Source organism: Nocardiopsis lucentensis DSM 44048 (genome assembly GCF_000341125.1).
Classification (GTDB): Bacteria; Actinomycetota; Actinomycetes; order Streptosporangiales; family Streptosporangiaceae; genus Nocardiopsis; species Nocardiopsis lucentensis.
This window is the reverse complement of the sequence record NZ_ANBC01000903.1, coordinates 1-10,034: the sequence shown is the minus strand read 5'-3', so window position 1 is coordinate 10,034 and position 10,034 is coordinate 1. Positions and strand designations below refer to the sequence as shown.

Below are 10,034 nucleotides of genomic sequence, written 5' to 3'. Positions count from 1 at the left end.
CGGAGGCTGACGGTGGTGCCGAGCCCCAGCCCGCCAAGACGGGGGGTGCGGCCGGCAAGGGGCGTTCCACGGCCAAGGGCGCCGCGAAGTCGACCACGCGGTCCAGCCGTGCGCGCTCGACCGGTAAGAGCGCCGCGAGCAAGCGGACGACCAAGGGCAAGGGAACCGCGAAGAAGTAGCGCCGACACGAGCAGGGGAGAGTGATGACGGACCCCACGGAACAGGCCGCGGAACTGGCCGAGCGGACCCTCACGAGTACGCGCGAGCGGCTGGCCGCGTTGGACGGGCTGCCCACCGCCGAGCACGTCGGTGTCCTCGACTCCCTGCACCAGGAGTTGTCGTCGGTGCTCGGTGCCCTGGACCAGGACGCGAACGCCCCCGCCGGCCCCCGGTATCCTAGGTGACCATGGCAAAACGCAGTCGGCTCGACGCGGAACTCGTCCGCCGCGGGCACGCACGCTCCCGCGGCCACGCCGCCGAGATCATCGAGGGCGGGTACGTCCGTGTGGCCGGGATGGTGGCCTCCAAGGCCGCCACCCAGGTCGGCACCGATCAGCCCATCGTGGTGCGCACCCCCTCGGAGGAACCGCCCTACGTCTCCCGGGGCGCCCACAAACTCATCGGTGCCCTGGACGCGTTCGCTCTGGACGTTTCCGGTCGGCACGCGCTCGACGCGGGGGCCTCCACCGGTGGGTTCACCGACGTGCTGTTGCGACGTGAGGTCGCGCGCGTCACGGCGGTCGACGTCGGTTACGGGCAGCTCGCCTGGTCCCTGCGCAGCAATGAGCGTGTGCGGGTGATGGAGCGGTGCAACGTCCGTGAGCTCACGCCCGAGCGGATCGGTGAGCCCCGCCCCGACCTGGTTGTGGGCGACCTGTCGTTCATCTCGTTGACCCTGGTCCTGGCTCCGCTGCGTGACTGCGTCACCCCTGACGCCGACTTCGTCCTCATGGTCAAGCCCCAGTTCGAGGTCGGCAAGGAGCGCGTCGGGGCCGGTGGTGTGGTCCGTGACCCCGCCCTGCGAGCCGAGGCGGTCACCCGTGTCGCCGAGCACGCGCTCGGACTGGGGTTGGGCACTGTGGACGTTACCGCGAGTCCGCTTCCGGGGCCCTCAGGCAATGTCGAGTACTTCCTGTGGATGCGCGCGGGTGCGCCGCCCCTGGATCCTGATCGGCTGGCCCGGGCGATTGACGAGGGGCCCCGCTAGGGCGTGTTCGGTGGATGCTGCTCGTCGCGGGGTGGGGACCGCGCCGCAGGTGTTCGTTGAGGGCGGTGGAGGGCGACGGGCGGGCGTCCCCAGCGCGGTTCCGGCGAGGCCGGAGAAGGGGTTTCCCCGCCGTGCCTGCTTCGTAAGCTCAACGGCGTCGCACGGCGGGGCCCGCCCGGGTCGGCTTTCGGCTGATGAGAACGTCGCGAGGGTGTGCTGGGGCGTCGCGCGGCGGAGTAGGTGTCCGCCGCGCATGCCCTGACGGCGTGGCACCGTGTCCTCGGTGTCCGGTAACGTGACCCGGCCGGGTCAGCGACCGCTCCCGGCCCGCATCCGACTCCCCGCCGGGGGAACCAACGTAAGGGGACGGCGATGACCAGCGGACGCAGTGTTCTCCTGCTGGCCCACACCGGTCGGCCCGCGGCGATCCGCAGCGCCCACCTGGTCCACCAGAGCCTCACCCGGGCCGGGCTGACGGTGCGCATGCTCAAGGGCGAGGTCGAGGAGCTGGCGGCTGAGGGGTGCGCTCTGGCACCGGTCGATGCGGTCGAACCGGCGGAGGCCGCCGAGGGTGTCGAGCTGGTCATGGTGCTTGGCGGTGACGGCACCCTGCTGCGCGCCGCCGAGATCGCGCGTCCGGCGGGCGCCCCCTTGCTCGGTGTGAACCTGGGCCATGTCGGTTTCCTGGCCGAGGCGGAACGCGAGGATCTCGGGGAGACCGTGCAGAGCGTGGTCCGACGTGACTACGTCGTCGAGGAGCGTATGACCCTCGACGTCGCGGTTCTCAACGGCGGTCGTGGTGACGGGGCGCCCCCGGTGCGGACCTGGGCGCTCAACGAGGCGACCTTGGAGAAGGGCGAGGCCCGCCGCATTCTGGAGGCCGTCCTGGAGATCGATGGCCGTCCGCTGTCCCGCTGGACCTGTGACGGTGTGGTGTGCGCGACCCCCACCGGGTCCACCGCACACGCCTTCTCCGCCGGGGGGCCGGTGGTCTGGCCCGACGTCGACGCGATGCTCGTCGTTCCGCTCAGCGCCCACGCCCTGTTCGCCCGTCCACTCGTGGTGGGGCCGGGTGCGACGGTCGCGTTGGAGGTGCTGCCGGACACGGCACCGGGCGTGCTCTGGTGTGATGGACGGCGTATGGTCGAATTGCCCGCCGGGGCACGGATAGAGATCACCCGTGCGGACACGCCGGTTCGGCTGGCCCGGNTTCGGCCTGCCGGTCGCGGGCTGGCGCGGGCGGGGCGAGCGCGACCGCTGAACCAGGACACGGTTCCTGGCACGTCGCGTACGCGCGTGCGGCGCGCGTGTGAACGCACAGGCGTCAACTATCAGGAGAGGGTTCGGTGCTGGAGGAAGTCCGCATCCAGGGGCTCGGGGTCATCGATGACGCCGTTCTGGAGTTGTCACCGGGACTGACCGTCGTGACGGGCGAGACCGGTGCGGGAAAGACCATGGTCGTCACCGGGCTCGGGCTGCTCTTCGGCGGACGGGCCGACCCCCAGCGTGTGCGCCCCGGCGCCCCCAGGGCGGTCGTCGAGGGCCGTTTGACGGTTCCCGGCGACGGTCGGGTGGCTTCGCGGGTCCTGGAGGCCGGTGGCGACATCGACGACGATGTCCTCATCCTCACCCGTGCCGTGTCGGCGGAGGGGCGTTCGCGCGCGACGATGGGCGGCCGGTCGGCCCCGGTGAGTCTGCTCGCCTACCTGGCGGATGACCTGGTCGCGGTGCACGGCCAGTCCGACCAGCAGCGTTTGCTGCGGGCTGACCGTCAGCGCTCGTCCCTGGACCGGTTCGCCGGGCCGGAACTGGCCAAGGAGCTGAAGCGGTACGCGGCGGCCTATCGGCGGCATCGTGAGGTCTCGGCCGAGTTGGAGGAGATCGTGCGTCGCGCCCGTGAGCGCGCACAGGAGGCCGATCTGCTGCGGTTCGGGGTGGAGGAGATCGAGGCGGCGCAGCCGCAGCCCGGTGAGGACGCCGAGCTCCTCGCGGAGGAGACCCGTCTGGCGCACGCCGACGGCCTGCGGGTGGCGGCCACGACGGCGCACGAGGCGCTGGTCGGAGACCCGGCCTCCGATGTGGAGGTCGACGTGGTCGGCCTGCTCTCGACGGCCCGGCAGGCGGTGACGTCGGTGCGTGAGCACGACGCGCGGTTGGGTGCGATCGGGGACCGTTTGGACGAGGCGTCCTACATCATCTCCGATGCCGCCACGGAGCTGGCCTCCTACGGGGAGTCGGTGGAGGCCGATCCGGCCCGTCTGGCGGCGGTGCAGGAGCGGCGCGCCCTGCTCACCCAGCTGTCCCGCAAGTACGGTGAGACGACTGACGAGGTGCTGGCCTGGTCGGAGAACGCGGCTAAGCGGCTCAACGAGCTGGAGGGCGACGACGAGCGGATCGACGCGCTGCGGGCTGAGGCCGACGACCTGTACTCCCGGTTGGAGGAGTCGGCTGGGGAGTTGACGCGGATCCGTGCCGAGGCGGCCGAGCGGTTCGGCGTGGCCGTGACCGAGGAGCTGACCGCGTTGGCGATGCCGCACGCGCGGGTGAGTGTGCGCATCCAGACGGGGGAGGAGTTCGGGCCGCACGGGCGCGACGATGTGGAGCTCCTGTTGGCGCCGCATCCGAGTTCGCCTCCGTTGGCTCTGCACAAGGGGGCCTCCGGTGGTGAGCTCTCCCGTGTCATGTTGGCCATCGAGGTGGTCTTCGCTGGTGCCGATCCGGTGCCCACGTTCGTCTTCGACGAGGTCGACGCGGGGGTGGGCGGTAAGGCCGCCGTCGAGATCGGTCGCCGTCTGGCCCGCCTGGCCCAGCGGGCCCAGGTCATCGTGGTGACCCACCTGCCCCAGGTCGCGGCCTTCGCCGATGCCCACCTGGTGGTGGAGAAGTCCACCGAAGGGCTGGTCACCGAGAGCGGTGTGGTCCGGTTGGACCGGGCCGGGCGGGTTCGGGAGCTGTCGCGCATGCTCGCCGGGTTGGAGGACTCCGAGCTGGGTCGGGCCCACGCCGAGGAGCTGCTCACCAACGCCGATCCGGAGCGCGCCTACCCGGCGGCCTGATCCGCGAGACCCCGTCCGGGCCCCGCTCCGATACCTGGTGCGGGGTCCGTGGGGTTTCCCGAGTCCCTTGCGCGGGCGGGTGCTGAGGGCACACTGACGCTGAGAACACGCCGACCGACCAGCTGTTATGACTCACAGTAAGTGAGTTCTGACAGTATGCGATCGATGAAGGTATCGGATGCGCTCAGCGCCACAGTCCTGCGGTTGCGCCGCTCCCGGGGGGACGCGCCCGCCGGGCTGGTCGCGCCTGTCCGTTCGGATCGCCGCACCAAGAACCTGACCAAACGGCTCCACCCCGGCGACATCGCCGTCATCGACCACGTCGACCTCGATCGGGTCAGCGCCGAGGCCCTCGTCGGGTGCGGTGTCTCGGCGGTGCTCAACGTCGCCCGCAGCATCAGCGGCCGCTACCCCAACCAGGGCCCCGAGATGATCGTCGCGGCGGGGATCCCGCTGGTGGACGACGTCGACCCCGAGGTGTTCACCCGGGCGCGCGACGGTGAGCGTCTGCGTCTGGACGGCGCCACCCTCTACCGGGGGGACGAGGTCATCGCCCGCGGCACCCTCCAGGACCCTGGGACGGTCGAGGCGGCCATGGCCGAGGCGCGCGCGGGCCTGGCCACCCAGCTGGAGGCCTTCGCCGCCAACACCATGGCCTACCTCCAGCACGAGCGCGACCTGCTGCTCGACGGTGTCGGTATCCCGGCCATCACCACCAGCATCGAGGGACGCCACGCCCTCATCGTGGTGCGCGGCTACCACTACCGCGAGGACATCGCGGCCCTGCGCCCCTACATTCGCGAGTTCCGGCCGGTGATCATCGCCGTCGACGGGGGAGCGGACGCGGTCATGGAGGCCGGGTACCGGCCCGACATCATCGTGGGGGACTTCGACTCCGTCTCCGACCGGGCGTTGGGCAGCGGCGCCGAACTGGTCGTCCACGCCTACCGTGACGGTCGCGCCCCCGGGCTGTCCCGGCTCACCGATCTCGGTCACACCGCCGTGGTCTTCCCCGCGACCGGGACCAGTGAGGACGTGGCGATGATGTTGGCCGACGGTGCGGGCGCCGCGCTCATCGTGGCCGTCGGCACCCACGCCACCCTGGAGGAGTTCCTCGACAAGGGGCGTTCGGGGATGGCCAGTACGTTCCTCACCCGCCTCCGGGTGGGCGGCAAGCTCGTGGACGCCAAGGGGGTCAGCCGCCTCTACCGTTCGCGGATCTCTCCGTGGGCTCTGTTGGGCCTGGTGGCCGCCTGCCTGATCACCATCGTCGTCGCCGCCTACAGCTCCCCGGCGGGCCAGGTCTACCTCACCTTCCTCGCGGCGCGCTGGGACGCGTTCTCCTACTGGATGACGGGGCTGTTCACGTGATCGACTTCCGCTACCACCTGGTGTCCATCGTCGCGGTGTTCCTCGCGCTCACCGTGGGGCTCGTCCTGGGTACCACCATGCTTCAGGACCCGCTGCTCAACACCCTCCAGTCGGAGACCGCCGACCTGCGCGGCCAGAGCGAGCAGCTGCGCGCCGAACGTGACGAGGCCGAGCGCGTCGGTGCGGGTGCCGACATGTTCGCCGAGGCCGCTTCCGAGGACGTGCTCGACCGTCGGCTCGACGATGTGGGGGTGGTCGTGGTGGCCGCCCCGGGGGCCGACGGCGAGGTGGTCGCGGCGCTGGCCGACCGGGTCGAGGAGGCCGACGGCGAGGTGGTCGGCCGTGTCGACCTCACCCCGGATCTGGTGGACGGTGACAAGGCGACCTTCATCGGAGAGCTGGCGGTCCAGGTCGCGCGCGACCCCGACCGGCTCACTGGAGGAGCCCACCACCGGGCGGGTACGGAGTTGGGCCGGGCGCTGGTTCGCGACACGCGTTCTGAGGACGACGAGGACGAGGACGACGAGGGCGACGAGGGCGAAGACGAGGAGGCGGACGACCGGACGGCTGAGGCGGTGCTGGCCGCCTTCGCCGAGGGCGGGCTGGTCGAGCTCCACGGTGATCCGGCCGAGGCCGCCGACGCGGTGGTCGTGGTCGCGCCCGCGTTCGGTTCCGAGGGCGACTCCGAGGCCGCTCAGACCGCCCTGACCGCGTTCGTCGCCGCTTTGCGCGAGGAGGTCGGCCCCACGGTCCTGGCCGGGGACGCCGTCTCCGGCCAACCCGGCGGTCTCATCGCCCGAGCCCGCGCTCAGGAGTCCGCCTTCACCACCGTTGACCTGGCTGGGCGTCCGATGGGTGATGTGATCACCGTTTTGGCCCTGGCGGCGAGCCTGGAGGGGGCGGCCCTCGCCTACGGGATGGGCGAGGGAGCGGTGGGTTTCGTTCCCGACCCGCTGCCCGAACCGAGGCACACCGAGGATGAGGACTCCGGGGGGCGAGAGTCCGACGGGGCGGGGGACACCCGTTCGCGGGACGAGGCGCGCCACGCCGCCCGGGCCGGGGAGTGAGGCCGGTGGTGACGCGTCTGTCGTCCTCCGCCACCCCCGGTGGTCGGCCTTCGATCGTTGAGGTCCTCCTGTCCTGTGGGCGTCCCCTCAGCCAGGGGTTGGTCGGCGCCATGGCGGGGCCCGTGGCCGCCCGCGCCGCCTACACGCTGCTCACGCGGCCCCGGCCGGTCCGCGCGCCCGGGCCGTCGGCGAAAGCACCGGCCGGGGCTGAGGGGCCCGGGGAGGGGTCGGGCGCCGGAACCGTCGCGGACGAGCCGGACCCGTGGCGGCGGACCAACTTCCGGGGCCGATCCGTCACCCTCCAGGAGGGGCCCGCGCTCGCCTCGGGCGTGTGCGCCGCCAGCCTGGTCACTCCGGGGCTGACCCCGCGTGCGCGTGCCTCCTGTGCCCTGGCCGCCGCCGGGGCCGCCGCGTTCGGGGCCTACGACGACCTGTCGGGATCCCCCGCCGCGCGCGGGTTGCGCGGTCACCTGGGGGCGTTGGCCCGGGGGCGCGTGACCACGGGGCTGGTCAAGATGGTCGGTATCGGTGCCACGGGGGTGGCCTCGGCCGCGCTGCTGCGCCGGTCGGCGGCCGACACGCTCCTGGACGGGGCGCTCATCGCCGCCAGCGCCAACCTGGTCAACCTGTTCGACCTGCGCCCGGGCCGTGCGGCCAAGCTCGTACTGCTGGCGGCGGCCCCGGCACTGGCCTCCCCGGCCGCGCCCCTGGTCGGTCCGGTGGTGGGGGCGTCGGCCGCGTTGCTCCCCGACGACCTGGCCGAACGCTCCATGCTCGGTGACGCGGGCGCCAACGCGCTCGGCGCCGCCCTGGGGGTGGCGGCCGTGGCCCGCGCGCCCAGACCGGTGCGCCTGGTGCTGCTCGGCGGGGCCGTCGCCCTGACCCTGGCCAGTGAGCGCACGAGTTTCTCCCGGGTCATCGACCGTGTGCCGGCCCTGCGCCGCCTCGACCGCTGGGGCAGGTGCGTGTGAGGGGAGCACGGTGCCCCGCGCCGCCCTCGGCCGCGAGGTGACGCGCGGCGTCGGCACGGCGGCGGCGGTCATCGCGCTGGCCACCGTCGGAGCGCGGGTGGCGGGCTTCGGGCGGACGGTGGTGTTCGCCCGGACGGTCGGAGACACCTGTCTGGGCACCGCCTACGTCACGGCCAACCAGCTGCCCGCGGTTCTGTTCGAGATCGTCATCGGCGGGGCGCTCGCCGCGATGGTCGTGCCGGTTCTGGCGGCCTCCGTGAGGCGGGACGACCACGAGCGGGTACGCCACACCGTCTCCGCGCTGATCACCTGGGTCCTGCTGCTGGCTGTTCCCCTGTCCGTGTTGCTCGCCGCCACCGCGGTCCCCGTGGCCGCGCTCATGCTGGGACCGGTGAGCGGTTGCGATCACGCCGACCTGCTCGCCCTGGCCGCGCGCATGCTCGTCGTGTTCGCCCCCCAGGTGGTCTTCTACGGCCTGGCGGCGGTCCTGTACGGGGTGCTCCAAGCCCACCGCCGGTTCCTCGCGCCCGCTTTGGCTCCGCTCGTGTCGAGTCTCGTGGTGATCACCGCCTACCTCGTCTTCGTCCCTTTGGGGGCCGGAGGCCGCCAGGACGTGGGGGAGCTGTCCACGGCCGCCGAGCTCACGCTGTCGCTGGGGACGACCGCCGGGGTGGCCGCCCTGTTCCTCACCGTGCTCGGCCCGATGGCGGGTTTGGGCGTGCGTCCCCGCCCGCGTCTGACGTTCCCGCCCGGGGTGGGGGAGCGGGTCAGGGCACTGGCTGTCGCCTCTCTCCTGCCCCTCGTGGCCATGCAGGTGTGTCTGCTGTTGTTCGTGGCCCTGGCCAACCACGGCGGCGGCGCGGGCGCGGCCGTGCTGCACACCTACGCCTGGGCTCTGTTCACCCTTCCCTACGGGGTGATCGCGGTCCCCGTCGCCACCAGTGCCTTCACGGCCCTGGCGGTGGCGCACGCCGACCGTGACCGGCAGGGGTTCGCCACCCTGGTCTCCGGTGCGGCCCGGGCCACGACCGTGGCCACGGCGGGGGCGGGCACCGCGCTGGCGGCGGGCGCCGTCCCGGTCGCGGTGGTCTTCGCGCGGGAGGACCCGTTGGCGCTGGAGCGGGCGCTGCTCGCCTACGCTCCGGGCGTGGTGGGGTTCGGTCTGGTGGCCCTGCTCGGTCGGGCGCTGTATGCCTCCCACGACGGCCGCCGGGCGGCCGCCGCCCAGGTCGCCGGCTGGGTGGTGGTGATGACGGGCGCGGTCGTGCTGGTGTGGGCGGTGCCCGCGGAGTGGACGATCGCTGCGCAGGGCGCGTCGATGACGGTGGGGCTCACCTTGGCGGCGGTCTTGTCGTGCGCGGGTTCGGCGCGTGCGCATGGACGGGCGGCGCTGGCGGGGGTGGGCCGGTCGGTGGTCGCGTCCCTGGTGGGAGGCGTCGCGGGGTGGGCCGTGGGCCGTACGGTCGCGGCGGTGTTGCCCCTGGACGGCGTGTGGCGGGCCGCGGGTTCGGCGATGGTGGCCGCAGGGGCCGGGTTGGTGGTGTTCGCGGTCGTGGCCGCGTTGGTGGACCCGTCCGCGCCGCGGGCGGTGGCCACCCGTGTCAGGAGCGTACGAGAGGGCAGGAGGGCAGAGCGGTGAACCGCAGGATCGCGCTGGTAGTCGGGACCAGCACCGGAGGGGTCGGGCGGCACGTGCGTTCGCTGGCCGAGGGGTTGCGCGGGCGGGGACACCGGGTGGCGGTGCTCGGGCCGGCCTCGGCCGACCGGGCGTTCGGGTTCACCGGGGCGGGGATCCGGTTCGTGCCGGTCCCGATCGGTGCCGCCCCGTCGTTGGGTGACCCGGGGGTCGTCCTGCGGTTGGGCGCTCTGGTGAGCGGAGCGGATGTCGTGCACGCCCACGGGGTGCGGGCGGGGGCACTGTGCGCGTTGGGCGGGGGCGTCGCCGTTGGTGGTGACGGCGCACAACGCGCCGCCGTCGGTCACGGGGCCGTTGTCGTTGGCCTATCCCGTGCTGGAGCGGATCGTGGCTCGGCGGGCGGAGGTGGCCCTGGGTGTTTCGGGTGATCTGGTTCGGCGGCTGCGTGCGGCTGGGGCACGTGAGGCCCGGATGGCGGTGGTGGCGGCGCCCGCGGTCGGGGATCCGTTGAATGGGCGTGAGGCCACGCGGGCCGATCTGGCGGTGAGTCCTGAGCGGCCGCTGGTGCTGACCATCGGCCGGTTGTCCGAGCAGAAGGGGTTGGACACCCTGCTGGCCGCGGCGCCGTCGATCGCCGAGCGGCGTCCCGAGCCGGTGGTGGCGATCGCCGGGGACGGGCCGTTGTGGGGGCGGTTGCACGACACGGCGGCCGAGCTGAAGGCGGAC

General features: G+C 73.0%; 7 protein-coding genes and 2 pseudogenes. All 9 read left to right on the top strand.

The window, feature by feature from the left end:
• Positions 1–203 precede the first annotated feature (203 nt).
• Positions 204–404 (top strand): hypothetical protein, encoded by a 201-nt coding sequence (locus tag D471_RS0130730; RefSeq protein ID WP_026128255.1) that lies wholly within the window; start codon positions 204–206, stop codon positions 402–404.
• A 2-nt stretch (positions 405–406) separates the two neighbouring features.
• A complete protein-coding gene (locus tag D471_RS0130725; protein WP_026128254.1) occupies positions 407–1,207 on the top strand; it encodes a TlyA family RNA methyltransferase in 801 nt (266 codons plus the stop codon).
• 372 nt (positions 1,208–1,579) lie between these two features.
• A pseudogene (locus D471_RS37130) lies at positions 1,580–2,468 on the top strand (NAD kinase).
• An 85-nt stretch (positions 2,469–2,553) separates the two neighbouring features.
• The gene (gene recN / locus D471_RS0130715) at positions 2,554–4,263 is read left to right on the top strand and encodes a DNA repair protein RecN (protein ID WP_017602156.1); all 1,710 of its coding nucleotides are present in this window, start codon (positions 2,554–2,556) and stop codon (positions 4,261–4,263) included.
• Positions 4,264–4,428: 165 nt separating this feature from the next.
• Positions 4,429–5,634 (top strand): putative cytokinetic ring protein SteA, encoded by a 1,206-nt coding sequence (gene steA, locus D471_RS0130710; protein WP_193789811.1) that lies wholly within the window; start codon positions 4,429–4,431, stop codon positions 5,632–5,634.
• Complete coding sequence (locus D471_RS0130705; protein WP_017602154.1) at positions 5,631–6,701, top strand: copper transporter; 1,071 nt, start codon at positions 5,631–5,633, stop codon at positions 6,699–6,701. Before steA ends, D471_RS0130705 begins: the two co-directional genes overlap by 4 nt.
• A gap of 5 nt (positions 6,702–6,706) precedes the next feature.
• Positions 6,707–7,672: a hypothetical protein gene (locus tag D471_RS0130700; RefSeq protein ID WP_017602153.1), complete on the top strand. Its 966-nt coding sequence runs from the start codon at positions 6,707–6,709 to the stop codon at positions 7,670–7,672.
• Between the two features lie 10 nt (positions 7,673–7,682).
• Positions 7,683–9,311 (top strand): murein biosynthesis integral membrane protein MurJ, encoded by a 1,629-nt coding sequence (gene murJ, locus D471_RS0130695; RefSeq protein WP_017602152.1) that lies wholly within the window; start codon positions 7,683–7,685, stop codon positions 9,309–9,311.
• A pseudogene (locus D471_RS37125) lies at positions 9,308–10,034 on the top strand (glycosyltransferase family 4 protein); the annotation flags it as partial. The gene murJ and the pseudogene D471_RS37125, both read left to right, overlap by 4 nt.